Genomic DNA, 25,186 nt, shown 5'->3' with positions numbered 1-25,186 from the left:
GCTCACCCCTCCCCGTCCCCGGCGAGGAGGTCCTTCAGCGCGGCGCGCAGCTCCGGCCGGCCGGCCAGGCGCGCGTCGAGCTGCCGGGCGGCGAGCCAGCGGCCCGCGGCGGCGCGCGCCCACGCCTCCAGGCCCGGTTCGGCGATCCCGCGCGTCCGCAGCCGCAGCACGATCTCGATCAGGTCGTCGCGGCGCTCGACGTCGGCGCCGCGCAGCTGGGCGCGGCCGGCGCGGGCGCGCGCGGGCAGCTCGGCGGTCCAGCGGGCGGCGATCCGGGCCCGGACGGGCGCGGGCACGGCGGCGAGCAGCGCGGCGCGGAACGCCGGCGGGCGGCGGCACAGATGCCGCGCGGCCGCCTCGAACGACTCGCCGGTGAGCCGCGCCGACGCGCCGCGCGCGCCCGCCAGCGCGTCCATCGCCCGCGCCGCCTCGTCCGGGCGGGAGGCGGTGATCGCGTCGGCGTAGGCGCGGACGGCGGCGGCGTCCGCGGCTGCGCGCCCGTCCGGCAGCACGGCCTGCACGCGCGCCGCGAGCCGCAGGCTCTCCGCGCCGGCGAGGGCGTCGCAGCCGAGGCGCTCGAACGTCCGCGACGGCAGGACGGCCAGCACCGGGCGGTCCGCCAGCTCCTTGCCGAACGCGTCGAGCAGGTCGACGCACTCGGTCGCCGAAGGCGGCGCGGCCCACACCTCCGCGAGCGCCGCGTCGACGTCCGCCGAGCGACCCGCCCGCCCGGACCTCCCGGCCTCCGCGCCGGAGCCCGCTTCCCCGCGGGAGCGCGGTCCCACGCCGGGGCGCGGTGCCGCGCCGGAGCGCGGTGCCGCGCCGGGGCGCGGTGCCGCGCCGGGGCGCGGTGCCGCGCCGGAGCGCGGTGCCGCGCCGGAGCGCGGTGCCGCGCCGGAGCGCGGTGCCGCGCCGGAGCGCGGTGCCGCGCCGGGGCGCGATTCCATGCGGGAGTGCGGTGCCGCGCCGGGGCGTGCTTCCGGGTGGGAATGCGGTGCCGCGCCGGTGTGCGATTCCGTGCGGAAGTGCGCTTCCGTGCGGGAGTGCGGTTCCGTGTCTGGGCGGGCGCTTTCGGTGGTCGGGCCGCCGGTTGGGGCCGCGTCCTGCGGGGTGGTGGGGCCGGTCAGGCGGAGGAGTTCCGCGGTGATCGTGATGCGGCGCGGACGGTCGCGGCGGCCGATCGAGGCGAGCACCGGTATCGCGACCGCGGGGACGGCGCGGAGGCGGTCGGCGGCGTGCTCGTAGAGCAGGTCGCAGGTCGCCGGGGTGAGCGCCGCGGCCCGCTCGCGGCGCGCCGCCGCGGCCAGGCCGGTGACGGCGCCGTCGAGCAGCGCGTCGCGTGCGGCGGGCGGGCAGGCGCGGTGCGCGGCGGGCAGGTCGGCGGCGCCGAGGCGCGCCCGTCCCGCCGCCGCAGAGGCGAGTTCGTCCAGGTCGAGGCGGGTTCCGGCGCGGGCGGCGACCGCCGCGACGGCCGCGACCTCCGCCAGGTCGGGCGCGTCCGCGAGCGCCTGCGACACGCGAGGCTCCAGCTCGTCGGCGCGTTCCGGCAGCTCCGGCATCCGCTCCCGCGCGGCCGGGTCCGACAGCGCGAGCACCGCGATCCGCGCCGCGCAGTCGCGCGCGACGCCGGTCGCGCCCGCGGCGAGGGCCTGCCCGTGGACGGCGAGCGCCAGCTCCAGCCCCATCGACGCGACGCCCGGCGCCAGGTCGCGCCACACCCAGTCCGGGACGTGCGCGCCGGGCCTCGCCAGCAGCGCCGCCGCCGCGCTCTCCTCGTCCGGCGTCACGGGGCCCTCGCGGCGGCACAGCGCCAGCAGCGTCGCGGCGCCCTCCAGCGCCGTGGGCTCGGGCGGCGCCGCGCCGGCCGGCGGCGCGAGCTCGCCGAGCGCGTCGAGGCCGGGGAAGTCGGCGTCGCGCCAGCACGCCGCGACGGCCCGCGCGAAGCGCGACGCCTCGCCCGCGCCGGTGAGGCCGCCGTGCAGGTCGACGGCCAGCGCATGCGACGCGTGGTGCCGCACCGCCGCCCACACGTCCGGTGTCGTGCCGACGAGGCGCTGCGCGGCGCCGTCGGGGTCGGCGGTGTAGGTGACGAATGACAGCCGCGCCGTCGCCGCGACCGGCAGCGAGTACGACACCACGGCGATCCAGCGGGCGATCAGCTCGACGTCGGCGGCGACCAGCACGATCCGGCCGTGCCCCCGGCCGAGGACGTCGGCGACCGCGTCGACCAGCCGCGCCAGCGTCCCGTACGGGTCGGCCGGCCCGGACGCCGCGAGCCACGCCGCGAGCGACTCGGGGTCGAGCGCGGCGCCCGGCGCGAGGTCGTCCAGCTCGTCGAGGTCGCCGCCGCCCGGCAGCGGCGTCCACATCGGCGCGTGCCACAGCTCGGCGGGGCGCAGCCCCTCCAGCTCGTCGGGGTCGGCGACCACCGCGTGCGCGAAGAAGTTGCCGTACCGGCCCGAGTAGTCGCGGCCCAGGTAGCGGCAGCGCAGCAGCAGCGGCCGCCCGTCCACCAGGTCGTAGAGGAGCGAGACGGGGAACGCGCTCAGCTCGGCGTCGTCGGGGGACAGCGGCGCGTCCGGGGGCGGCCGGTACGACATGTACGGCGTGACGGCCGCGCGCAGCCCGTCGGGCAGGCCGGGCGTCTCGGCGACGAACTGGAACCCGGCCCGGCCGGTCGGCCCGCGCCGCGCGGAGGTGTAGTGCAGCTGCCAAGCCACCGTCACGAACCTCCAGGCCGGACGCCGTCGAGCATCCCGAACCGGTACAGCAGCCAGAGCAGCGGGTCCTCGGCGCGGTGGGGGCGGACGCCGCCCGCGCCGACCCGGCCGTCCTCGGGGACGCCGCCGAGCGCCGACAGCCCGAACAGCGCGTGCTCGGCGTACTGCTGGCCGAGGTAGGTGTCGAGCTGCCCCGCCTGCCAATCGTGCAGCAGTGCCCTGACCTGCTCGTTCACCGCGTCCCGGTCGTCGAGGTCGAGCACTCCCGCGCCGGTGCGGGAGCGGCGCAGCGCCGACTGCCGCAGCAGGTCGGGGCGCAGCGCGTCGATCTTGGTGAGGGCGACCGCGGCCGGCACCGGCAGCGGCTCGCCGGGACGGGTGCCGTGCCGCTGCCGCAGCGCGTCGGTGACCCGCGCGATGATGTTCAGCGGCTCGCTGTCCGGATCGTCGGCGGACCCGCGCGGCTCCGGGACGGTGTCGGACACCCCCGCGCGCGCCCCCGCCAGCTCCAGCGGGTCGACGAGGAAGATGATCGCGTCCGCCGCCTCCAGGTACCGCAGGTGCAGGTCGGTGACCTCGCGGGAGCGCAGGTCCTCGCCGGCGGTGTCGAACAGCACCAGCGCGAGGGAGTCGTTGCGCGCCCGCGCGAACCGGGCGCGGCGCGTCCGCGTCAGCAGGTAGACCAGCGGCTCGCGCGGCCCGGTCGCGGCGCTCGCGGTCGTCGGCAGCAGCCGCCGCTCCTCCAGCAGCGGGCGCGCGAAGTCGCGCTTGTAGCGCTCGATGGTCCGGTCGTCGCACGCGACGAGCGAGGCGTCCAGCTCCGTTCCGACGCGGTTCATCAGCTCGTGCAGCAGCACCGCGATGTAGGTGCTCTTGCCCGCGTTCTTCGCGCCGACCAGCGCGACGATCCGGCCGGGGGAGTCGCAGTACGCCGACGGCAGCGGGTTGTGGCACTCCGGGCACGCCCGGTTCCCCGTCGGGACGCCGCACTCGGGGCAGTCGGCGCGGCCCTTGCGGCCCGGCGCGGCGAACACCGGCGGCAGCGACGCGCCCGCCGTCGACCCGGTGTAGGCGGCGAGCCGCTCGTCGAGGACGGGCGCGCAGCCCTGCCGCCGCCCCGCCTGCCCGCGGCAGCGGAACAGGATCCGCTGCGGCGCGACGGACGCGAAGCAGTACGGGCAGGTCACGCCCTGCCGGGGGAAGAGCCGCGCGGACGCGCCCGGCAGCCGGGCGAGGGGTCTGGTCATCACGGGACCTGGAGTCGGCGGATCGGGGGATCGGTGAGTTCGATGACATCATCATCGGCGAAGCAGCGCAGCCAGTACGGCGCGGACGCGTCCGGGACGGCCACCGACAGCTCGCCCGGCACCGGCACCTGCTCCCACGTGCCGAGCGTCTCGCCGTCGCCGGCCCGGTGCGGCATCACCCGGCCGCGCCGCAGCACCAGCGACAGCCGCGCCACCCGCAGCGGTCGCGAGCAGGTGAACCGGAGCGTCAGCGACCGCCGCCACGGCGGCCCCGACCGCGCCACGTCGTAGCGGACGACGGTGCGCGCCTCGACCTCGGCGGTCACCGGCGGGCCGGTCACCCGCGCCCCGCCGACGGTGCCGGCCGCCGCGACCGTCAGCGCGACCGGCTCGTCCTCGGGGACGGGCAGCCGCACGCCGCCCTGGGTGTCGTACGCGGCGCGGGTGACGGTCTCGCGGCGCTCCCCGTCCGGGCCGGGCGAGCGGGCCGGGTCGCGGCCGACGCGGTACACCAGGTCGACCTCCGCGACGTCCGGCGGCCAGTCGAACCCGACGTGCACGTGGTCGCCGCGCCGCTCGGCGACGAGCCGGCGCGGCGGCGGCAGGTTCACGTACCGGTGGTAGGCGCCGATCGCGGCGGTGCCCTCCGCGACGGTCACCGCGAGCAGCCAGCCGCCCGCGCCGGGCCGCACCGCGAGGCCGCCCGCCGCCGGCGTCCCCGCGAGCCGCCGCGTCTCCCGCCGCACCTCCTCGACCGGGACGAGCGCGCTGCGCGGCCACGGCGGCGGCCCCGCCGACAGCACCAGCTCCGCCGTCCCGTGCGCGGGCGGCGCGAACCGCACCCGCAGCAGGCCGGGGTCGGCCGGGTCGGGCTCGGCGGCCAGCTCGTAGACCGGCACGGGCGGCGCGCTCGGCGTCACCGACGCCCGCACGCCCGGCGTGGCGACCTCCCGGCCCGCCTCGTCCAGGTAGACGGCGCTGACCAGGTAGTGGTGCGTGCGGCCGTTCGGCACCCGCTCGCGGAACCCGTCGCGGCCCGCCTCGACCGGCGTCCCGTCCCGGACGACGACGACCCGCGCCGCCTCCGCCGGGCACCGCCACCGGCCGGTGACCTGCCCGTCCCCGGACAGCAGCTCGACCTCGGCCGGCTCCGGCCGCACGACGACCGGCCCCGCCACGGCGGGCGGCGCGGCGGCCTCGCCGCGCACCGCGACCGCGCCGTAGTACAGCGGGACGTTCACCGGCGGCCGCTCGTCGCGCTCCCCGTCGACCGCGTCGCCGTCGCCCGCGCCGCGCGGCGGGCGCCCGGCCCGCCGCACCAGCGCGTACTCGATCTCGCCGCCGGTCGACGGCGACGGCTCCCAGGACAGCCGCACGGCGCCCGTGTCGATGTCCGCGCGCAGCGAAGGGACGGGCCGCGGCGGCAGCCGCTGCTGGTGGTCGCGGGCGCCGGGCAGGTCCCGGACGAGCCGCAGCGCGTCCGCGAGCAGCCGCCACGCCCGGTCCGGGTCGGGCTCGGCCGCGGCGGTCTCGCGCAGCCGCAGCGCCGTGTCGAGGCGGTGCCGCGCCTCCGCGGCGAGCACCTCCTCCTCCGCCGGATCGCCCTGAGCGGCCGCCGGGACCCCGGACGCGTCCGCCAGCTCCGCCGCCGCGAACACCTCGCCCGCGTCCAGCAGCGCGCGCAACCGCCCGGCCAGGCCGCCGCCCGGGCCCAGCCCGGTCTCCCGGACCACCGCGAACACCAGCCGCCGCGCGTCCTCGGCGTGGACGCCGAGGTCCTCGGTCGCGTACCGCAGCAGCGCCCGCTCGGACGCGCGCTGCCGGAACCGCTCCCGCAGCCGGTCCACGATGTCGTACCGGACGAGCTCGGCGAGGTCGGCGCCCGACCGCAGCGCCGCGAGGACCGTCCCGGCATGGGTGGTGCTGGTGTCGCGGCTGCGCCGCGCCCACTCGTCCCCGGCCGCGGCGACCGCGTCGGCGTCGAGCTTCAGGACCCCGCCGCGCAGCGCCGACGCGCCGGGTGCTCCCGGCGTCGCGGGCGCGGCGAACCCGTCCAGCACCCGGATCGGGCCCGCGATCCGCGCCCCGAACAGGAAGTCCGGCAGGTGCCGCTTGCCCAGCACGCCGAGCGACTCGCGGACCTTCCGGTACGCGGGGTACGGCGCGGCGGACGGCAGCGCGTCCGGCTCCCGGACCGTCACGCCCTCCGCGGCGGCCAGCGCCTCCAGCTCGGCGCGCGCGACGCCGCCCGTCCGGGCGATCGCCTCGACCTCCGCGGGCGCCACCATGCGCAGGAACCCGGCCGCGTCCGCCAGCCCGGCGCGGGCCTGCGCGCGGCGCCGCTCGCCGCGCTCCCGGCCGCCGGCGAGCCGCTGCTCCAGGGCCCGCAGGTCGCCGCGCCCGGCGGCGGCGAACAGCGGCGCCAGCTCCCGGTGCTCGGCCTCCAGCCGGTCGATCAGCCGGCGGTACTTCAGCTGGCCGCGGGCCCGCCGCCAGCACTGCCGCACCTGCTTCACCCGCGCCTCGACGCCCGGCCCGGTCAGCGGGTCGGCCAGCGCGTACCGGACGCGCAGGTCCTCGGGCGGCTGGTCGCCCGCGGCCCGCGCCGGCTCCAGCACCTCCCGCCGGTACTCCTCGTCGAACGTCACCGCGGCGCGCCGGCCCTCAGCTCACCTGCACCCGGGAGAGGGCCTTGCGGGACCGCTCGACCTCCTCCTCCGACATCCCCCCGACGTCCACCTTCAGCTCCAGCCGCTCGCCGGACTCCTTCTCCACCGCCGTCACGTTCAGCAGCCCCGAGGAGTCGAGCGCGAACGTCACCCCGATCGGCCAGCCCGCCTTCTTGCCCGGCGGGACCCGGATCTCGCCGGTCGCGATCTCGGTGTTGTCGATCAGCTCGGCGGACTCGACGCTGCCCGCCTGCTCCATCACCCGCACGTCGGCGGAGGTCTGGTCGTCGTAGACGGTGAAGAAGTCCTCGGTGCACGCGGCCGGCAGCGCGTCGTTGGCGTGCACCAGGTGCGCGACGTGCTCGGCGCCGGAGTCGCGGTCGACGACCACGATCCCGAACGCGTGCGAGGCGACGGTGCGGATCTGCCGTCCGGCGATCTGCTTCTGCTGCTCGGCCGACAGCCCGGCCCGGCTCGCCATCTCCTCGGCGCGCTCGGCGGCGCCCTCGCGCACCAGCCGCCGGTAGGTCTCCTCGAACGCGTACAGCGCGGCGCCCTTGGCGACGGCGAGGTCCGGGTCCTGCAGCCGGGGCGACAGCCCGAGCTCGGTCTGCAGCCGCGCCATCACCACCGGCATCTTCGTCGACCCGCCGACCAGCACCAGGTCGTCGTAGTCGTGTACGCCCTTCTCGGCGGCCGTGGACAGCGTCCGCCCGGTGATCTCGATGGTGCGGTCGAGGAGGTCCTTGGTCAGCTCCTCCAGCTTCTCCCGCGTCACCTCGATCGCCGACACGCGGCCGGCGTGCATCACCCGGACGGTGTGCGCGGTGCGGGTGGTGAGCGCCTTCTTGGCGTCCTCGGCGTCGCGGCGCAGCTGCTGCTCGGTCTGCTTGTCGTCCAGCGGGTCGCCCGCGTCGGGGTGCTCGGCGCGGAACCGCTCCGCCAGGTACTCCACCAGCCGCGCGTCCCAGTCGGCGCCGCCGAGCTCGTGGTCGCCGTCGGTGCACACCACCTCGATGTGCCCGTCGCGCAGCGCGATGACGGTCGTGTCGAACGTGCCGCCGCCGAGGTCGTACACCAGGATCGTCCGGTCGGCGTCGGGGTTCAGCACCCCGTAGGTGATCGCCGCGGCGATCGGCTCGGACACGATGTCGATGACGTTCAGCCCCGCGATCCGGCCCGCCTTGCGGGTCGCGTCCCGCTCGGCCGCGCCGAAGTACGCCGGGACGGTGATGACGACGTCGCGGGTCTCCTCGCCCGTCGTCGTCCGCGCGTCCGTCGCGAGCTTCAGCAGGATGAACGCCGACAGCTCCTCGGGGGTGAAGTCGATCCCGTGGATCGGGCGGGTCACGTCCCGGCCCATGTCGCGCTTGATCAGGCTGACGACGTTGTCGGGCTCCAGCACCGCGGTGTCCTTCGCGGTCGCGCCGACGACGACGTTCTCGCCGCTCTCGAAGTACACCACCGAAGGCGTGGTGTCGGTGCCCTCCAGGTTCCGCAGGACCGCCGGCCGCCCCACGTCGTCGATGGAGGCAATGCAGGAGTACGTGGTTCCCAGGTCGATCCCGTAGACAGCCATGTCCCTCTCACCCATCGGTGCCGAGTCGGTTGTTCGTCGTCTCGCCGCGTCCGGCCGCGCTCGGGCGGCCCGTCCCGGCCCGGGCGGCGGGCGCGCCGTTCGCGGCCGCGTCCGCGGCCCTCCCCTCAAGGCGCGCGCCTTCCTTCGCGTCCGTCGTGCTGCTCGTGGTGCTGCCCGTGCCGCCGTTCGCGGTGCCGTTCGCGGCCCGGTCGAGCCGGCCGACGCTGACCGCCGCCTTGCGCAGCACCTTGCCGCCCTGCTCGAAGCCGTCCGCCTGGACGCCGGTCACCAGGCCGTCGCGGCCCGGCTCGGCGACCGGGGTGACGGCGACGGGCCGGTGCCGGGACGCGTCGTACGGCTCGCCGGGCTCGGCGGTGAACCGCTCGACCCCGAGCCGGGCCAGCGCGTCGGCGACGTCGTCGGCGACGGCGGCGAACAGCCCGGCGGTGCGGACGGGGTCGGCGGGCTCGCCCGCGTCCGGCCCGGCGAGCCGGCCGGCCTCGCGGCGGGCCTGGTCGTGCAGCCGGTACAGCGCCGCGCGGACGGGTTCGAGCATCGCCTGCAGCTCGCCGCGCCGCAGCCGCTGGTTCTCCTCGTGCAGCCGGTCGATGACCGCCTCCCGGTGCGCGGCACGCTCGCGCTCGCGGTCCAGCCGCGCGGTCAGCCCCGCCAGGGCGTCCCTGACCTCGGCCTCGAACGCGGCGCGGCCGTCCCCGGCGCCCGCCGGCGCGGCGTCCGCGGTGCCGGCGTCGGCCCCGTCGTTGACTGTGCGATCCCCGTCGCTCGACACGTGCAGTCACCTTAATGATGAGGCGGCAGAGGCGATAGGTCTGCTGTTGACCTTCATTGGACTCTAGTTTGACCCCTCCCCGCCGTTCCAGCACCGACTTCTTCGGGTCGACACGGATGGGTAACACGTCGGAAACGCGCCTCCCCGAGGCTGGAGGCGCCGAGGAGCACCACGGAAGAAGGAGGTGGCGATGTTGCTGCGGATCCGCGTCCGGCTGCCCGACCGCCCGGGCTCGCTGGGCCAGGTGGCGCGCACGCTGGGCGCCGCGGGCGCCGACGTCGCGCAGATGGCGGTCCTGGAGCGCGACAACGGACGGGCCCTGGACGACTTCACCGTCACATGGCCCGCGGGGGCGGGCGCCGAGCGGCTGCGCGACGGGCTCGGCTCGGTGCCCGGCGTGGAGATCGTCGGCATCTGGCCGACGGTCGAGCCGCAGGGCGCATTCCCCGACGCCGCCGTGATCGGGCAGGTCGCGGCGGTGCCCGAGCGCGGCGCGGCGACGCTGGCCGACGCCGTGCCGGGCATCCTCAGCGCCGACTGGGCGGGCATCGCCGAGGTGGGGGAGCGGGACGCGGCGGTGCTGGTGCACGCCAGTGTCGGCGGGCTGACCGGCACCGAGCTGCCGGTGCTGCCGCCGCTGCGGCCGCGCGCCTTCACCGGGACGGACGGCACCGAGTACGCGGTCTGCCCGCTGTCGGCGGGGCGCGCCGCGCTGGTCGTGGCGCGCAAGGGGGCGCCGCCGTTCCACCGGACGGAGGTGCTGCGGCTGGAGCAGCTGGTCAACGCGGCGGAGGCGGTGCTGGCCACCGATCTCGTCCGGACGTCGTGATCGGGCTCTGGCCTTCCCGGCACGGATAGTTCTAGAGTCGGATTCTAGGATTTGTCCCGTTCCAGGAGGCGACCGATGGCCGAACTGCTCCGCCCGCACGCGAGCGCCCGCCCGGACGAGCCCGCGCTGACCGACGAGCGCGGCACCACCACCTGGCGCGAGCTCGACGCCAGGACCGACCGGCTAACGGACGCATTGCGCGGGCTGGGGCTGGCCGCCGGCGACGTGGTCGCGATCCACTCGGGGAACCGGCGCGAGTTCTTCGAGGCGATGTGCGCCGCCGGGCACATCGGCCTGCGCTACGTCCTGGTCAACTGGCACTGGACCGCCGACGAGCTGCGCTACGTCCTGCAAGACGCGAAGGCCCGCGTGCTGTTCACCGAGGACGCGTTCGGCGACGTCGCGCGCGAGGCGTCCGCCGGCCTCGACCTCACCGCGCGCGTCGCGTTCGGCGAGCCCGTCGACGGCTTCACCCCGTACGAGGAGTTCCTCGCGACGGGCGCCGAGGGGGAGATCGCCGACCCGTGCACCGGGCTGCCGATGTTCTACACCTCCGGCACCACGGGCCGTCCGAAGGGCGTCACCCGCAAGCTCACCGCGGCGGGCGGCCCGATCGAGAACGCGCGGCTGCTCGGCGACCTGATGGCGGGCGTCCTGCAGATCCCCGAGAACGGCCGCACCCTGCTCGTCGGGCCCGTCTACCACTCGGCGCAGTGGATGTGGTCGCAGGTCTTCCTGCTCGGCGGCCGCTCGGTGGTGATGCGCCGCGGCTTCGACGCCGCCGAGACGCTGCGGCTCATCGACGAGCACGCGATCACGAACGTGCACCTGGTGCCGACCCAGTTCGTGCGGCTGCTGCGGCTGGACGAGGCGACCCGCAAGGCGTTCGACGGCGCCTCCCTGAAGGCCGTCTGGCACGGTGCCGCGCCGTGCTCCCCGGACGTCAAGCGCCGGATGATCGAGTGGTTCGGCCCGATCGTGCACGAGTACTACGGGTCCACCGAGGCGTCGGTGAACAGCGTGATCACCGCGCCCGAGTGGCTGGAGCGGCCCGGCAGCGTCGGCCGCCCGCTGCCCACCACCGAGGTGCACGTCCTGCGCGAGGACGGCGAGCCGGCGGCGCCGGGCGAGCGCGGCCAGATCTGGTTCCGCTACGCCAGCGGCGACGACGTGGAGTACTGGGGCGACGAGGAGAAGACCCGCTCGGTGCACCGCGCCGACGGCCTGTTCACCACCGGCGACGCCGGATACCTGGACGAGGACGGCTACCTGTTCCTCGCCGACCGGATCATCGACATGATCATCAGCGGCGGCGTGAACATCTACCCGGCGGAGATCGAGGGCGTGCTGATCACCCATCCGGCGGTCCGCGACGTGGCGGTGTTCGGCGTCCCGGACGAGGAGTTCGGCGAGCAGGTGAAGGCCGCCGTCGAGCTCGCCGACGGCGCCGGGCCGTCGACCGCGCTCGCGGACGAGCTGATCGGGCACGTCCGCGCGTCGCTCGCCGGCTACAAGGCGCCGCGCTCGGTCGACTTCGTCGACGCGATGCCCCGCACCCCCACCGGCAAGCTCTACAAGCGCCTCCTCCGCGACCCCTACTGGCAGCCCGCCCGTTGACTTGCGGCGTGTCGTCCTTAAGCCGGCGGTTTTAAGGACGACACGCCGCAAGTCAACGGAGGAGGGCGAGGACGGCGTCGAGGTCGGTGAGGTTCGCGTCGGAGCCGAGGCCCTGGGCGACGGTCGCGGCGGCGGCGGTGCCCCAGCGCGCGGACTCCAGGACGTCGCGGCCCTGGCCGAGGCCGGTGATGAACCCGGCGCAGTACGCGTCGCCGCAGCCGGTGGTGTCGACGACCTCGACGGGCAGGGCGGGCAGCCGGTGCACGCCGCCGCCGGCGGTCGCGACGAGGCTGCCCTCGGCGCCGAGCGTGACGACGACCGAGGCGGGCCCCTCGGCGAGCAGGGCGCGGGCGGCCTTCTCCGGGTCGTCCTCGCCGGTCATCGCGGCGGCCTGCTCCTCGTTGGGCAGGAAGTGGTCGACGTGCGGGAGGAACGAGCCGGTGCCCTTGACCAGGTCGGGCATGTTGGACAGCAGGTCCATGGTGACGATCGTGCCGGACGCGCGGGCCGCGTCGAGCGCCGCGAAGAAGTCCGGGTCGTTCAGCCCGAACGTGACGTCGGGGCCGCCGAGGTGGACGGCGTTCGCGGCGGTGAGCAGGCCGGGCTCGACCGCGTGCGCGGTGAGGGTGAGGTTCGCGCCGGGGACGTGGAAGCTCGGCCGGCCGCCGTCCGGGCGGATCGGCAGGATCGAGGCGCTGGTCTGCTCGGCGGTGCGGCGGACGAGCCCGGTGACGTCCACCCCGTTCCGGTTCATGATCGTGACGAGCAGGTCGCCGAGGTCGTCGTCGCCGACCGCGCCGACCGAGACGACCCGGTTGCCGAGCCGCGCGAGCGCGACCGCGGTCCCGGCGGCGGCGCCCGCGGCGGTCGCCCTGATCTGGTCGACGACCACGGTGTCCTGGCCGTCGGGGATGCCCGCGACGGGGCGGGCGAGCACGTCCAGGATGTGCGCTCCGACCGTGACCACAGTTGCCATGCCGGGGTCTCCTTCGTGATCGTCAGGGCCGTAGCGTACGACGGGCAGGGCCGAGAACGTGAGAGGGATTCGCATGCTGTTGGAGGACGAGCGGCGCGCGCTGTGCGCGGTGGGCCGCAGGCTGGCCGAGACGGGCCTGGTGACCGGGGCGTCGGGCAACGTCAGCGTACGGTCGGGGGACCTTGTCGCGGTGACGCCGGGCGGGATGATGCTCGACCGGATGCGGCCGCAGGACTGCCCGGTCGTGAACCTGGACGCCCGGCTCGTGGAGGGCGGCCGCGCGCCGTCGTCGGAGACCCCGATGCATCTCGCGCTGTACGAGGAGACGCCCGCGGCGGCGATCGTCCACACGCACTCGACGTACGGCGCGGTCGTGGCGACGACGATGACCGAGCTGCCGCCGATCCACTACAACACGCTTCTGCTGGGCGGCGTGGTGAAGGTCGCCGAGTACGCCACCTACGGGACGCCGGAGCTGGCGGAGAACGTCCGGGCCGCGATGGCGGGCGGCAAGCGGGCCGCGCTGATGGCCAACCACGGCGGCGTCACGATCGGCCGCGACCTGGACGAGGCGTTCGAGAACGCGCGGCTGCTGGAGTGGCTGTGCGGCGTCTACGTGCGGGCGAAGACGATCGGGGAGCCGCGGATCCTGACCGACGAGCAGCTGGCGAAGGTGGTCGAGCGGGGCCTCACGCCGCCGGAGTTCCCGCCTGTGTAACCTAGCGCTTGCTAGGCCAACCGGGAGGTCACGTTGCCGTTCGTCCTGATCGACAAGCCGCGCCCGCACGTCACGCTCATCACCCTCAACCGGCCCGAGCGGATGAACGCGATGGCGTTCGACGTCATGGTGCCCTTCCGCGAGGCCCTCGAAGAGGTGAGCCGCGACAACGACACCCGCGCCGTCGTCGTCACCGGCGCCGGGCGCGGCTTCTGCTCCGGCGCCGACCTGGAGTCGGCCGGCGCGCCCCCCGGCATCGACGGCCTGACCCTGTCGACGATCGCGCTGCGCTCGATGGAGCTGCTGGACGACGTCGTCCGCGCGATGCGCCGCGTCCACCAGCCGGTGATCGCGGCGATCAACGGCCCGGCGATCGGCGGCGGACTGTGCCTGAGCCTGGCCGCCGACATCCGGCTCGCGTCGGAGACCGCGCTGTTCCGCGCCGCCGGCATCAACAACGGGCTGACCGCCAGCGAACTCGGCCTGTCCTACCTGCTGCCGCGCGCGATCGGCGCGTCCCGCGCGTTCGAGATCATGCTGTCGGGCCGGGACGTGGACGCCGCCGAGGCCGAGCGGATCGGCCTGGTCTCCCGCACCGTCCCCGGCGACAAGCTGCTCGACGCCTCCTACGACCTCGCCGAGCGGATCGCCGGGTTCAGCCGTCCCGGCGTCGAGCTGACCAAGCGGTCGCTGTGGTCCGGGCTGGACGCGTCGAGCCTCGACGCGCACATGGGCCAGGAGGGCCTCGGCCAGCTGTACGTCCGGCTCACCACGCGGAACTTCGACGAGGCCATCGCGGCGCGCAAGCAGAACCGCCCGCCGGACTTCAAGGACTGACGCATCTCGGCCGGGTGCGGCGCTGGTAGGACAGCGCGGCGGCGCCGAGCGCGATCCCGTAGACGCCGAACGCGCCGATCCCGCACGCCGCGACCGTCCACCCGGACCATCCGCCCATGAGCCCGTCGTGCGGGAGGTCCCGCAGACCGGCGGCGATCGGCAGCAGGTAGGCGAACGTCCCGACGACCCCGTACGGACCGAGCGTCGCCGCCCCCAGCCAGGCGGGGACGAGCGGCAGCCAGCGCGGCACCCGGCGCCCGGTGAGCGGCGGCGCCCAGCGCGGGAACACCTGCCCCCACCGGTGCGTCAGCCCCAGCAGCAGGAAGATCCCGGCGAGCGCCGACAGCGTGGTGAAGTCCAGCCCGTACCTCTCCAGCGTGAGGATGAGCCCGGACGCGCCGTCGCGGCGGAACTCCGCGACGACCTCGTCGCCCGGGATCCCCGCGAACGTCCCGCCGAACGCCCACGTCGTCTTCATCGCCATGTACGGCACGAACGCCAGCACGCCCGCCCACGCCGCCCGACGGACGCCGCGCGGCGCGTCCGTCACCGGCGCCGGAGCCTTCGCGGCGCCCGTCCCGGCGTGCACGCGGCCGCAGCGCGCGCACGCCCCTTCGGTCCGGCGCCGGAACGCCACGGCCGCCCCCGCGAGCAGGGCCGCACCGACCGCGCAGGACGCCTCGACGCCGAACACCGGCCAGTCGTCCACCGTCCCGGTGAACAGCAGCTGGAGCGCGCTCATGACGATCCCGAACGTGCCTGCGCCCGCCACCGCGCAGGCCGCCCAGAGCGCCGCGAGCGGCCACGAGCGCGGCATGAGCCGCCCGGTCTCGCGGACGCTCGACACCGCCATGATCCCGCCGACCAGCAGGACCGCCCCGATCGGCCACGCCGCCGCGTGCGCGCCCCGCACGTCCCGCAGCGGATACCCGGCCGTCCCGCCGGCGCCCCAGTAGAGGGCGAGCACCGCGGCGCCCGCCGCCCACGCACCGCCCGCGTACCCGGCCCACGCCGGCCACCGTCTGAAGATCGCTTCCACGCGTCCGAGCCTTCCGGGCGGCGCCCCCGCGGGCCTCCCGCCCGCGAGTGATCCGCCTCGCCCGCGCGGGGGAGCCTGGGAACCGCCGCCGCGCCGTGACAGGCTGCACCCCGTGCCCAAGCTCTCACCGGACGACGCGCGCCGGCTGCTCGCGAGCGTCCCCGTCGCCCGGCTCGCGACCGTCGGGGAGGACGGCCGCCCGCACCTGGTGCCCGTCACGTTCGCCGTGCACCGCGGGTCGGTCTACACCGCCGTCGACCACAAGCCGAAGAGCACGCGCGACCTGCGGCGGCTGGCGAACGTCCGCGCCAACCCGCGCGTCGCCCTGCTCGCCGACCACTACGAGGACGACTGGGACCGGCTCTGGTGGGTCCGCGTCGACGGCCACGCCGCCGTGGTCGAGGACGACGCGCGCCGCGCCGAACCCGTCCGGCTCCTCGCCGCCCGCTATGCCCAGTACCGGGACCGCCCGCCCGAGGGCCCGGTCATCGCGATCACCATCGACGCCTGGACGGGCTGGACCGCCGCGCCTTAGAGGCCGGCGTCGAACGCGCGGACGGCGTCGGTGATCTCGGCGGGGAACTCCACGTGCGGGTGGTGCCCGGCGCCGTCCAGCATGACCACCTCGCCGTCGAGCCGTCCGGCCACCCACCGCGCCTCGGCGGCCGGGTCGGGCCAGTCGACGTCGGCGGTGCCCATGATGACCAGGACCGGGGCGGTGACCTTGTCCAGCCGCGCCTCGGCCTCGTCATGCGACATGCCCATGTACGACGCGATGACCTTGCCGCGTCCCGGCTCCTTGAAGTTGGCCTTCAGCAGCGCCGCGTGCTCGTCGAAGTCCGCGGGGCGCTTCGGCTCCCACTTCGGGTAGTACGACATGTACAGCGGCAGCGCCAGGCCGGGGATGCGGAAGAGCGACATCGTCAGCTTCATGGCCAGGCCGGCCTGTGCGTTGCGGACGAACGGCGCCGCCAGCACCAGGCCCTTGACCAGCTCGGGCGCCTCGGCGGCGGCGTAGACGGCGGCCGCCGCCCCGTTCGAGCAGCCGTAGACCAGGGCCGGCCCGGCGTCGAGGTGCCGCAGCAGCGCCATCAGGTCGTGCGCCAGCGGCGTGCTGCCGTACTCGGGCCAGGCCGCGCTGCTCTCGCCCATCCCGCGCTGGTCGACGGTGACGACCCGGTACCCGGCCTCGAGCAGCCGCGGCCTGAGGAACCGGAACTGCGACCGCAGGTCGAGCATGGACGGCAGGCACACGATGAGCGGACCGTCGCCCTCGTCGTCGTAGGCGAGGCGCCCGCCGGGAAGGTCGAGGTACTGCGTCTGGTCGCTCATCACGCGCTCCGTTGTTCCGTGTAGCCCTATGGCTAAGGAGATTAGCTTTCGGGTCGCGTGACGTCAAGCCTCTTCACTGGGGGATGCTCAGGCCGCCGGCGGCCTAGTCCCAGGCGGACCCGATCCGGGCCAGCTCGTCCGCGTACTCGATCCGCCCGGCCCACTCGCCCGGCCAGGCGTCCATGCCGAGGTGCGCGCCCGCGAACGCGCCCGCCAGGCACGCGATCGAGTCGGAGTCGCCGGAGCTCGCCGCACCGCGCCAGATCGCCTCGACGGGTTCGTCCGGGAACAGCAGGAAGCACAGCAGCCCGGTGGCGAGGGCCTCCTCCGCGCACCAGCCGGCACCGGTGATCTCGCACGGGTCGGACGCGCGGTCGGCGCGGGCCAGCGCCGCGTCCAGCCGGTCGAGGACGTCCAGGCACTCGTCCCAGCCACGCGCGATGAACGTCTCCGGCGCGTCCATGCCGGGCTGCTGCCACAGCGTGCCGAGCCACCGCTCGTGGTAGGCGGTCCGCTGCCCGTGGCAGCGGTCGCGCAGCGCGGCGGGCAGGTCCGCGGGCGCCATGCCGTCGGCCAGCCACCGGACGGCGAACGCCGTCAGCTCGCTCGCCGCCAGGCCGGTCGGATGCCCGTGCGTCATCGCCGCCTGCAGCTGCGACGCACCGGCGCGCGTCTCGTCCGTCAGGCCCGGCGCGAGGCCGACCGGCGCCACGCGCATGTTCGCACCGCAGCCCTTGGAACCCGCGACGGTCGCCTCCACCCACGGCCGACCGGCCGCGAGGCCACGGCAGGCCCGCAGGCACGTGTGCCCCGGAGCGCGGTTGTTGTCGGGGCTGTTCAGCCAGTCCACGAACCGCCGCCGCCACATCGGCGCGACCAGGTCGGCGGTGAACGGCGGGTTCGCCAGGGCGTCCAGCAGGGCGAGCCCGACCGCGATCGCCATCTGGGTGTCGTCGGTGACGAGCGCCGGATCGCCGTTCAGCTGCGTCGGACCGTGCTCACCGAAGCGCCGCCCGATCTGCTTCATGGTGAGGAACTCGGTGGGCGCGCCCAGCGCGTCCCCGTACGCCAGCCCGAACATCGCACCGCTCGCCCGCATCATGGGCGACATTCTTCCTCAATCGCCGCAGGCGGCACGATACTTCCCCGGCGTCATCGCGTAGCAGCGGACGAACCAGCGCGTCAGATGGCTCTGGTCGGCGAACCCCGTCGCCGCCGCGACCTCCCCGATCGGCTCGCCGCGCGCCAGCCGGACCCGCGCCGCCCGCAGCCGCAACTGCCGCTGGTAGTCGCTCGGCGCCATCCCGTACGCCCGCCGGAACGCCCGGTACAGCGCGAACCTGCTGCACCCCGCCGCCTCGGCCAGCTCGTCCGCCCCGACGTCGTCCAGGTAGCGCTCCTCCAGACGGCGCCGGGCCCGCGCCGCGGCGCCGGACGACGGCCCGACGCGCAGCCGCCCGGACGCGGCCCGGTTCACCATCGCGCCGACCGCCGCGGTGAGCAGCTCGTCCCGGCGCAGCGCGGGCGCCCCGCCGAGCAGCGCGCCGTGCAGGGCCCGCAGGCTCCGGGCGAGGACGGGATCGCCGACCACCGGCGCCTCGAACAGCGGGAGCCCCGCCGGACGCCCCCCGATGTCGGCCAGCACCCCCGCCACCAGCTCCGGGCCGATGTGCACGATCCGGTAGGTGAAGCCCAGCGCGTCCGCCGGACGGCCGTCGTGCGGGTCGTCCGGGTTGAACGCGATGACCATCCCGGCGGCGCTCGTATGGGCGCCGCCCCGGCACTTGAACGCCTGATAGCCGTCCTCGGTCACGCCGAACGAGTACGTCTCGTGGCTGTGCCGGTGGTAGGCGTGCCGCTCGAAGTGCGCGTGCATCGCCTCCAGCGGGCGGTCGGGCGACCGCCAGTACCTGCTCCAGTCCACGGTTCCAGTCTGGCCTGCTTCTGGGCGCACGAGCGTTCAAGACCGCCGCCCGTCCGTCCCGCCAGCCTGGACGGCATGCGCTTCGACACCAAGATCGGCATCGTGGTCCGCGACGACCTGGCCGCCTGGCAGCGGCTCAACGTCACCGCGTTCCTGGCGAGCGCCGTGGCCGGGGGAGTGCCCGGCGTCATCGGCGACCCCTACGAGGACGCCTCCGGCAACGCCTACCTCGCGATGTTCCGCCAGCCCGTCCTCGTCTACGAGGCCGATGCCGAGGCCATCAGGGCCGCCCACGCGCGGGCCCTCGCCCGCGGGATGGACGTCGCCGTCTACATCGAGGACATGTTCAAGACCGGCCACGACGAGGCCAACCGCGCCACCGTCCGCGCCGTCACCGCCGAGGACATGCCGCTCGTCGGGTTCGCCGCCCACGGCCCGAAGAACGGCGTGGACAAGGCCCTGAAGGGGCTCAGGCTGCACCCGTGATGCCGGCGAGCGCGGCGAGGCGCTCGCGGTGCGCGTCCGGCGCCCCGAACAGCTGCCGGGACCCCTGCGCCCGCTTGAAGTACAGGTGCGCGTCGTGCTCCCAGGTGAACCCGATGCCGCCGTGCAGCTGGATCGCCTCGCCCGCGGTGTGGAAGAACGCGTCCGAGCAGTACGCCTTCGCCAGCGCCGCCGCGTGCGGCAGCTCCTCCGGGGCCTCGTCGGCGGCCGCCGACGCGTTCAGCACCGCCGACCGCGCCGACTCCACCAGCACGAACATGTCCGCGCACCGGTGCTTGATCGCCTGGAACGACCCGATCGGCCGGCCGAACTGGTGCCGCACCTTCGCGTACTCGACCGTCATGTCCAGCGTCCGCTGCGCGCCGCCGAGCTGCTCGGCCGCCAGCGCCACCGCCGCGACGTCGAGGGCGTGCCGGATCGCGTCCGCGCCGCCGACCTTGCGTGCCGGGGCCCCGTCGAACCCGATCCGCGCCAGCTTGCGCGTCTGGTCGAGCGTCGGCATGGACGTCCGGGTCACGCCTTCGGCGCCGGCGTCCACCGCGTACAGCCCGACCTCGTCGCCGTCGCGGGCCGCCACGAGGAGCAGCCCGGCGAGGCACCCGTCCAGCACGAAGCTCTTGGTGCCGCGCAGGACACCGCCCTCGACCCGCGCCTCCACGGCGCCGACGTCCCAGCTCCCGGCGTCCTCCGCGACGGCGAGCGTCGCGATCGTCGAGCCGTCCGCGATGCCGGGCAGCAGGTCGTGCCCGCCGTCCCCGGCCTGCAGCGCCGCCGCCGCCGTGATCGTCGCGAGGAACGGCGCGCACACGACCGCCCGCCCCATCTCCTCGAACACGACGGCCAACTCCCGCACGCCGAAGCCCGCGCCGCCGTGCTCCTCGGGCACCGCGAGGCCCTGCAGCCCGAGCTGCTCGGCCATCTGCGCCCACATCTTCGGGTCGTAGCCCTCGGCCGTCTCCATCAGCCGCCGCACCTCGGCGGACGGCGACCGGTCGGCGAAGAACCGCCGCAGCGCGTCGCGCAGCTCCCGCTGTTCCTCGGTGACGACGAGCTCCATCCGGCGGCCTCCCTGACCCGGCACGTGTACGGCAGTGGACCATACTTCCGTCCCGCACCCGCCCGGGTCCACCCGCTCCCGCTCACCGGGACGTCCCCCGCCCAGGTCGGCGGCTACGCGTCCCAGTCGTGCGGGCCCAGGACGTACCCCTTCGGGGTGGAGTGCAGGTGGTTGACCGACACCAGATGGCCCAGCGCCGCCCAGAGATCCTCTTCGGGCGCCTCCATCAGCTCCTCGATCGTCTCGAAGTCCGCCGCGCGGCCCTCGACGTCGATCTCCGCCACGGTCTCGTACACCCCCAGCTCGAAGTCGCTCAGCTCCTGAACGTCCCCACGCGGATCGTCTCGCTCGTCCATGACGAGAACGTGCCCGCTCCCCGCCGATCTATTTGCCCGGTGAGTATGCGGACGCCGGCGCACGGGAACCGTAGGCTGAGGACGAACGCACCGTTGACTACGATCTGTATGCGAAGGGTGGCGCTCCGCTCATATACTCGCTCGCGAGGAAAGGAGCAGGGCATGACGACGATGGTTCATGAGCCCCGGACTCAGGAGGACATCCTCCTGAACGACTTCCTGTCCCTCGACCTCCCGGATGGATATCGAGCCGAACTCGTCGACGGAGAGATCGTCGTGACCCCACCCCCCGTAGGCGACCACGAGCTGTGCATCTCGAAGATCGTTGCCCAGGTACTGAGGCACAGTGCCACCGAATTCGACTTCTCCGGGCACAAGGGCCTGGTGGTGCCGTCCGGTGGCCCGCATCCGAAGAGCCACGTGATCCCGGATGCCACGTTCGCCCCCGCTGATCTGGGCCTCCTGCGGGGCGCACCTTCGTGGATGCCCGTCGAGCCGGACGGTGTCGCGATGGTGGTCGAGGTGACGTCCTCCCGGCCGGAGCTGGACCGGGAGGCCAAGCGGTACGGCTACGCACGCGCAGGTATCCCGCTCTACCTGCTGGTGGACCGCCAGGAGCAGAGGGTGACCCTGTTCAGCGGACCTGACGGCAAGGACTACGAGTTCAGCGACCGGGTGCCGTTCGGGAAGGCGATCTCGCTGCCGGAGCCGTTCGGAATCGAGCTGGACACGGCCGAGTTCGCGTGACCAGGTGGGACGCCGCGCGGGCGGGCGTCCCACCTGAGGCGAGGCGTCAGCCGTAGCGCTTCATCTCGTGGAAGAAGCCGGGGACCGTGTGCAGGTTCCCGGCGGCGGTGACCTGGTCGTGGACGTACTTGGCGACCGCGAGGTCGAGGACGCCGAGGCCGAACGGGGAGAAGACGACCGGCTTGTCGGCGGGCGGGGTGGTGGCGCCGGTGAGGACGTCGTAGAGGGTGCCGGCGACGAAATCGCGGTTCCCGACCTTCTGCTCGGCCAGGTGCGGGGACGTGTTGGCCTTCATGCAGTGCTCGACGTCGTCCACCACGTTGTAGGCGGACAGGATGATCTCGGGGGAGAGGTCGCGCAGGGACACGTGCAGGACGAGCGGGTTGTGCGCGAACCAGGCCGGGTCGGTGACGTGCGGCTCGCCGGCGACGGTCGCGAAGACGACCAGGTCGGACGAGCGGATCAGCGACTCGGCCGAGTCGTGGATCGTGACGGTGCCCTTCTCGGACCGCTCCAGGTAGCCCTTGAAGCCCTCGGCGTGCTCGCGGGACAGGTCGTGGACGCCGAGCTCGTCGAACGCGAAGCCGTTGCCCGCCAGGTAGGTGTGGATGTACCGGGCGATGAGGCCGACGCCGATGAAGCCGACCCGGCGGGGCCGGTCGCCGCGCTTGTCGGCGAGGGTCGCGGCGGCGAGGGACGCCGACGCGGCGGTCCGCGCGGCGGAGATGATGGAGCTCTCCAGGCACGCGAACGGGTAGCCGGTCTCGGCGTCGTTGAGGATCAGCACCGCGGACGCGCGGGGGACGCCGTTCGCGACGTTGCCGGGGAAGCTGGAGATCCACTTGATGCCGTGCACGCCGACGCCGCCCTTGACCGAGGCGGGCAGCGCGATGATCCGGTCGGCGGGCCGGTCCGGGAAGCGCAGGAAGTAGGAGTCGGGGTTGACGGTCAGCCCCTCCCCGTGCAGCCGGTAGGCGGCCTCGACCATGCCGATGACCTCCTCCTCGCGTCCGGCGACGGCGTCGTGCACCTGGGCGCCGGAGATCACGGCGAACGTGGGGGCCTGCGTCATGGGGAGCTCCGTGTCCTTTTCTCGCTGCTCGGGATGATCAGACGCCGACGATACCGGCGGCCGGGAGATCGAGGCCGGCGAGCACGTCGCCGAAGTGCTCGCCGAGCCAGCCCTCGTCGTAGAGCGAGTCGAGGTAGCGTTCGCCGAGGTCGGGCGCGATGGCGACGGCGACGGGCTGCTCGCCGGGGTACTTGGCGTCCAGCCAGCGGGACGCGCCGGACACGACGGTGCCGGTCGAGCCGCCGAACAGGAACCCGCGCGCGGCGAGGGCGTGCACGGTGCGGATCGTGTCGGGCTCGGCGACGTGCACGACGTCGTCGATGAGGGACTCGTCGACGAGCGCGGGCCTGGCGCTGGTGCCGAGGCCGGGCACCATGCGGCGCTCGGGGATGCCGCCGAAGGTGACCGAGCCGACCGCGTCGACCGCCACGATCGTGACGGGCCGGCGGTGCTCGCGGAAGTAGCGGGCGCAGCCCATGAGGGTGCCGGTGGTGCCGGCCCCGACGAAGAGGACCTCCAGGTCGGGGAACTGCTTGTCGATCGCGGGCGCGGTCCCGCGGTAGTGGGCGAGCCAGTTGTTGCGGTTGGCGTACTGGTTCAGCCAGACGTACCCGCCGCCGGACGCGCACAGCTCCCGGACGTACTTGATGCGGCCGCCGAGGTAGCCGCCGTTGGCGTCCTTGTCGGCGATGACGCGGACCTCCGCGCCGAGCGCGCGCATGAGCCGCACCGAGGCGGGGTTGCAGCGCGGGTCGGTGACGCAGACGAACCGCAGGCCGCGGTCGGCGGCGATCAGGCTGAGCGCGATGCCGAGGTTGCCGGACGAGGACTCGACGATCGTCGAGCCCGGGGCGAGCAGGCCCTCGCGCTGCGCGGCCTCCACCATCGCGGCCGCCGCCTTCAGTTTCACCGATCCGGCGAAATTGAATCCCTCGCATTTGAGGAAGAGCGGCCGGTCGATGACGCGGCGTAGATCGACGTAAAGGTCGTCGACATTGAAATCCTGCGGCGAGGTGATTATCGGCACGCTGTCACCTTTGAATGAAGAAGCAATTCCCTCATCTTCCCCCGAAGTCGCCGCGGGTCTCACGCCAGACCATGGCGGAGCCTCACCGTACCTTCGGGCATGTTCCGTCGCAACCCCCGATTACCTGCGAGTAGGGTCCAATCTCCGGAATCCGGAGCGGTGCGCGCCGGGGCCGGACATAAGCTATGGCCTCCACTTCTTTTGCCGATGACGGTGGAGAAGAACGACATCACGGAGAGTGAAGATGAGCGCTCGCGGTCCGGCCGTGGATCGGCTGCTGCCCCTGGACGGGCTGCCCGTCCTCGCCGTGCCCGCCGGCGAGGCGGACCGGGCGCGGGAGCTGGCGGTGCGGCACGGGATGGTCCGCGAGCTGGAGGCCGACCTGTTCGACCCGCTGATCGTCCGGGTGGAGCGGTTCGCGGCGGAGCGGGACCGGCCCGCGGTGGCAGACGGGCCGCGGTCGCTGAGCTACGCGGAGCTGGCGGCACGGGCGCGCCGGCTGGCCGCGCTGCTGGACGCGGCGGGCGTCGAGCCCGGCACGGTCGTCGGGGTCGGCGGCGGGCGCTGCGCCGCGGTGGTGGCGGCGTTCCTGGCGATCGAGCTGGTCGGCGCGCTGTACGTGCCGGCCGACGAGACCTGGCCGGCCGGGCGGGTCCGCGACGTGCTGGACCAGGCGGGCGCGTCGGTGCTGGTGGCGGTGGACGAGGGCGGGAGCGCCCCGGCGCTGCTGGAGGGCGCCGCGCAGGCCGGGTGCCGGGTGCTGCGGGCCGCGGACGCGGCGGACCTGGAGCCGTGGGCGGGCGCGCCGCGCCTGCACGGCCTGGACCGTCCCCGGTACGTGCTGTTCACCTCCGGGTCCACGGGCCGGCCGAAGGGCGCGGTCGTCGAGCACCAGGGGATGGTCAACCACCTCTGGGCGAAGATCGTCGACCTGGGGCTGACCGGGGACGACGCGGTCGCGTTCACCGCGCCGCTCGGCTTCGACATCTCGATCTGGCAGATGCTGGCGCCGCTGCTGGTCGGCGGGCGGGTCGACGTGGTCGGCGACGAGGTCGCGCACGATCCGGCGGCGTTCGCGCGCGCGGTCGACGAGCGGGGCATCAGCGTCGTCGAGCTGGTCCCGACCATGGTCCGGCACCTGCTGGACGACCTGCCGGGCGCCGCCGACGGGAGCCTGGGCGGCCTGCGCTGGATGATCGCGACCGGCGAGGAACTGCCCGCCGAGCTGGCACGACGCTGGCTGGAGGCGATGCCGCACGCCCGGCTGCTCAACGCCTACGGCCCCACCGAATGCTCCGACGACGTCACCCACCACACCGTGACCGCAGGGGACCTCGACCTGCTGCGGCTGCCGATCGGCACCCCCGTCGTCAACGCGAGCCTCTACGTCCTGCGGGAGGGCGACGACGGGACGTGGACGGCGTGCGAGGACGGCGAGACCGGTGAGCTGTTCGTCGGCGGCGTCGCCGTCGGCCGCGGCTACCTGGGCGATGACGAGCGGACCCGGGAGGCGTTCCACCGGGACCCGTTCGAGGCGGCGTCGCCGACCGGGCGGCTCTACCGGACGGGCGACGCGGTGCGGCTGCTGCCCGCGGGGGAGGGCGGCGAGGACCGCCCCACCCTGCAGTACCTGGGGCGGGTCGACCGGCAGGTGAAGATCGCCGGCGTGCGGATGGAGCTGGGCGAGATCGAGGCGGTGCTGCAGCGCCACCCCGGGGTGCGCGCCGTGGCGGTCGTGGTGCACGAGTACCCGGCCAGGTAGGGCGGGCCGCGGACCCCGCCGACCGGAGATCATTTAACGCTCCGTAATCGCATTGTCCGTGTTCGGTCGTCAACCTTTGTCAGCGGATGAGCGTCCGGGCCGTCACGGGCCACGTCGGTGACCGGGTCTTTTGTCACTCCCGTGAGCAATTGGCGAGGCCAAGTTCTACTTTCGAGGGGATTGCGAGGCATGTGACGGGCTGGTTAACTGTGGCCTCGCTACTCCTGAGTAGGACGAAGGGGCGCGGGGGCGGGTCCCGGGCGAGGGCGGAAAGCGGCGGCGCTCTGTATCGGCGGGACCACGGGGCGTCGACCCCCGGGTTCGCGCGCCGCCGTGTTCCCGGAAGGGACTCGGGTGAAAGGGGACGGGGACCAGCCCGATCAG

At 74.9% G+C, this 25,186-nt stretch carries 22 protein-coding genes; 8 read left to right on the top strand and 14 right to left on the bottom strand.

Annotated elements, in window-relative coordinates:
• Window positions 1-2: 2 nt before the first annotated feature.
• From J4709_RS07215 to grpE, 5 genes are read right to left on the bottom strand one after another with little or no spacing between them, the layout of a single operon-like run.
• The gene (locus tag J4709_RS07215) at window positions 3-2,720 is read right to left on the bottom strand and encodes a GAP1-N2 domain-containing protein (RefSeq protein ID WP_208238297.1); all 2,718 of its coding nucleotides are present in this window, start codon (window positions 2,718-2,720) and stop codon (window positions 3-5) included.
• A gap of 2 nt (window positions 2,721-2,722) precedes the next feature.
• Window positions 2,723-3,967 carry a TRAFAC clade GTPase domain-containing protein gene (locus J4709_RS07210; protein ID WP_208238295.1) on the bottom strand — a complete coding sequence of 415 codons (1,245 nt, stop codon included), beginning with the start codon at window positions 3,965-3,967 and terminating at the stop codon, window positions 2,723-2,725.
• Complete coding sequence (locus J4709_RS07205; protein WP_208238293.1) at window positions 3,967-6,615, bottom strand: SaeA-related protein; 2,649 nt, start codon at window positions 6,613-6,615, stop codon at window positions 3,967-3,969. Before J4709_RS07205 ends, J4709_RS07210 begins: the two co-directional genes overlap by 1 nt.
• 16 nt (window positions 6,616-6,631) lie before the next feature.
• Window positions 6,632-8,215: an Hsp70 family protein gene (locus J4709_RS07200; RefSeq protein WP_208238291.1), complete on the bottom strand. Its 1,584-nt coding sequence runs from the start codon at window positions 8,213-8,215 to the stop codon at window positions 6,632-6,634.
• Window positions 8,216-8,222: 7 nt separating this feature from the next.
• The gene (gene grpE, locus J4709_RS07195; protein WP_208238289.1) at window positions 8,223-9,005 is read right to left on the bottom strand and encodes a nucleotide exchange factor GrpE; all 783 of its coding nucleotides are present in this window, start codon (window positions 9,003-9,005) and stop codon (window positions 8,223-8,225) included.
• Window positions 9,006-9,195: 190 nt separating this feature from the next.
• Between grpE and J4709_RS07190 the strand changes: the two genes are divergently transcribed.
• Window positions 9,196-9,834 (top strand): ACT domain-containing protein, encoded by a 639-nt coding sequence (locus tag J4709_RS07190; protein ID WP_173094972.1) that lies wholly within the window; start codon window positions 9,196-9,198, stop codon window positions 9,832-9,834.
• Window positions 9,835-9,909: 75 nt separating this feature from the next.
• Complete coding sequence (locus J4709_RS07185) at window positions 9,910-11,451, top strand: AMP-binding protein (protein ID WP_208238287.1); 1,542 nt, start codon at window positions 9,910-9,912, stop codon at window positions 11,449-11,451.
• A 52-nt stretch (window positions 11,452-11,503) separates the two neighbouring features.
• On the opposite strand, the gene J4709_RS07180 is transcribed toward J4709_RS07185, so the two are convergent.
• Window positions 11,504-12,427, bottom strand: a complete 924-nt coding sequence (locus tag J4709_RS07180) for a carbohydrate kinase family protein (protein WP_208238285.1) — start codon at window positions 12,425-12,427, stop codon at window positions 11,504-11,506.
• A 73-nt stretch (window positions 12,428-12,500) separates the two neighbouring features.
• Between J4709_RS07180 and J4709_RS07175 the strand changes: the two genes are divergently transcribed.
• Together J4709_RS07175 and J4709_RS07170 are read left to right on the top strand one after the other, a co-directional pair.
• Entirely contained in the window at window positions 12,501-13,145 is a 645-nt protein-coding gene (locus J4709_RS07175; RefSeq protein WP_208238283.1) for a class II aldolase/adducin family protein, read from the top strand.
• Window positions 13,146-13,178: 33 nt separating this feature from the next.
• Window positions 13,179-13,982 carry an enoyl-CoA hydratase gene (locus J4709_RS07170; RefSeq protein WP_208238281.1) on the top strand — a complete coding sequence of 268 codons (804 nt, stop codon included), beginning with the start codon at window positions 13,179-13,181 and terminating at the stop codon, window positions 13,980-13,982.
• Here the strand turns inward: J4709_RS07170 and J4709_RS07165 are convergent.
• Window positions 13,972-15,021: a hypothetical protein gene (locus J4709_RS07165; protein ID WP_208238279.1), complete on the bottom strand. Its 1,050-nt coding sequence runs from the start codon at window positions 15,019-15,021 to the stop codon at window positions 13,972-13,974. The genes J4709_RS07170 and J4709_RS07165 overlap by 11 nt on opposite strands.
• Before the next feature lie 112 nt (window positions 15,022-15,133).
• On the opposite strand from J4709_RS07165, the gene J4709_RS07160 reads away from it, so the two are divergent.
• Window positions 15,134-15,556, top strand: a complete 423-nt coding sequence (locus J4709_RS07160; protein ID WP_208238277.1) for a TIGR03668 family PPOX class F420-dependent oxidoreductase — start codon at window positions 15,134-15,136, stop codon at window positions 15,554-15,556.
• Here J4709_RS07160 and J4709_RS07155 read toward each other — a convergent pair.
• From J4709_RS07155 to J4709_RS07145, 3 genes are all read right to left on the bottom strand, one after another.
• A complete protein-coding gene (locus J4709_RS07155; protein ID WP_208238275.1) occupies window positions 15,553-16,353 on the bottom strand; it encodes an alpha/beta fold hydrolase in 801 nt (266 codons plus the stop codon). The genes J4709_RS07160 and J4709_RS07155 overlap by 4 nt on opposite strands.
• 103 nt (window positions 16,354-16,456) lie before the next feature.
• Window positions 16,457-17,455 (bottom strand): ADP-ribosylglycohydrolase family protein, encoded by a 999-nt coding sequence (locus J4709_RS07150; RefSeq protein ID WP_232383089.1) that lies wholly within the window; start codon window positions 17,453-17,455, stop codon window positions 16,457-16,459.
• Between the two features lie 15 nt (window positions 17,456-17,470).
• Complete coding sequence (locus J4709_RS07145; protein ID WP_307801054.1) at window positions 17,471-18,277, bottom strand: helix-turn-helix transcriptional regulator; 807 nt, start codon at window positions 18,275-18,277, stop codon at window positions 17,471-17,473.
• A 75-nt stretch (window positions 18,278-18,352) separates the two neighbouring features.
• Between J4709_RS07145 and J4709_RS07140 the strand changes: the two genes are divergently transcribed.
• Window positions 18,353-18,763, top strand: coding sequence for a DUF2000 domain-containing protein (locus J4709_RS07140; RefSeq protein ID WP_208238271.1), 411 nt, complete (start codon window positions 18,353-18,355; stop codon window positions 18,761-18,763).
• Here the strand turns inward: J4709_RS07140 and J4709_RS07135 are convergent.
• Window positions 18,747-19,838 (bottom strand): acyl-CoA dehydrogenase family protein, encoded by a 1,092-nt coding sequence (locus J4709_RS07135; RefSeq protein ID WP_208238269.1) that lies wholly within the window; start codon window positions 19,836-19,838, stop codon window positions 18,747-18,749. The genes J4709_RS07140 and J4709_RS07135 overlap by 17 nt on opposite strands.
• A 113-nt stretch (window positions 19,839-19,951) precedes the next feature.
• Window positions 19,952-20,194 carry a hypothetical protein gene (locus J4709_RS07130; protein ID WP_208238267.1) on the bottom strand — a complete coding sequence of 81 codons (243 nt, stop codon included), beginning with the start codon at window positions 20,192-20,194 and terminating at the stop codon, window positions 19,952-19,954.
• A 162-nt stretch (window positions 20,195-20,356) separates the two neighbouring features.
• Between J4709_RS07130 and J4709_RS07125 the strand changes: the two genes are divergently transcribed.
• A complete protein-coding gene (locus J4709_RS07125; RefSeq protein WP_208238265.1) occupies window positions 20,357-20,941 on the top strand; it encodes a Uma2 family endonuclease in 585 nt (194 codons plus the stop codon).
• 46 nt (window positions 20,942-20,987) lie between these two features.
• On the opposite strand, the gene sbnB is transcribed toward J4709_RS07125, so the two are convergent.
• Both sbnB and sbnA read right to left on the bottom strand, forming a co-directional pair.
• Entirely contained in the window at window positions 20,988-22,013 is a 1,026-nt protein-coding gene (gene sbnB, locus J4709_RS07120) for a 2,3-diaminopropionate biosynthesis protein SbnB (RefSeq protein WP_208238263.1), read from the bottom strand.
• A gap of 37 nt (window positions 22,014-22,050) precedes the next feature.
• Window positions 22,051-23,040 (bottom strand): 2,3-diaminopropionate biosynthesis protein SbnA, encoded by a 990-nt coding sequence (gene sbnA / locus J4709_RS07115; protein WP_208238261.1) that lies wholly within the window; start codon window positions 23,038-23,040, stop codon window positions 22,051-22,053.
• A 244-nt stretch (window positions 23,041-23,284) separates the two neighbouring features.
• On the opposite strand from sbnA, the gene J4709_RS07110 reads away from it, so the two are divergent.
• The gene (locus tag J4709_RS07110; RefSeq protein WP_208238258.1) at window positions 23,285-24,802 is read left to right on the top strand and encodes an amino acid adenylation domain-containing protein; all 1,518 of its coding nucleotides are present in this window, start codon (window positions 23,285-23,287) and stop codon (window positions 24,800-24,802) included.
• Window positions 24,803-25,186 lie beyond the last annotated feature (384 nt).

Source organism: Actinomadura violacea, from assembly GCF_017573465.1.
Lineage (GTDB): Bacteria > Actinomycetota > Actinomycetes > Streptosporangiales > Streptosporangiaceae > Spirillospora > Spirillospora violacea.
The sequence above is the reverse complement of the archived record's forward strand: the minus strand, read 5'-3'. Positions and strand labels throughout refer to the sequence as shown.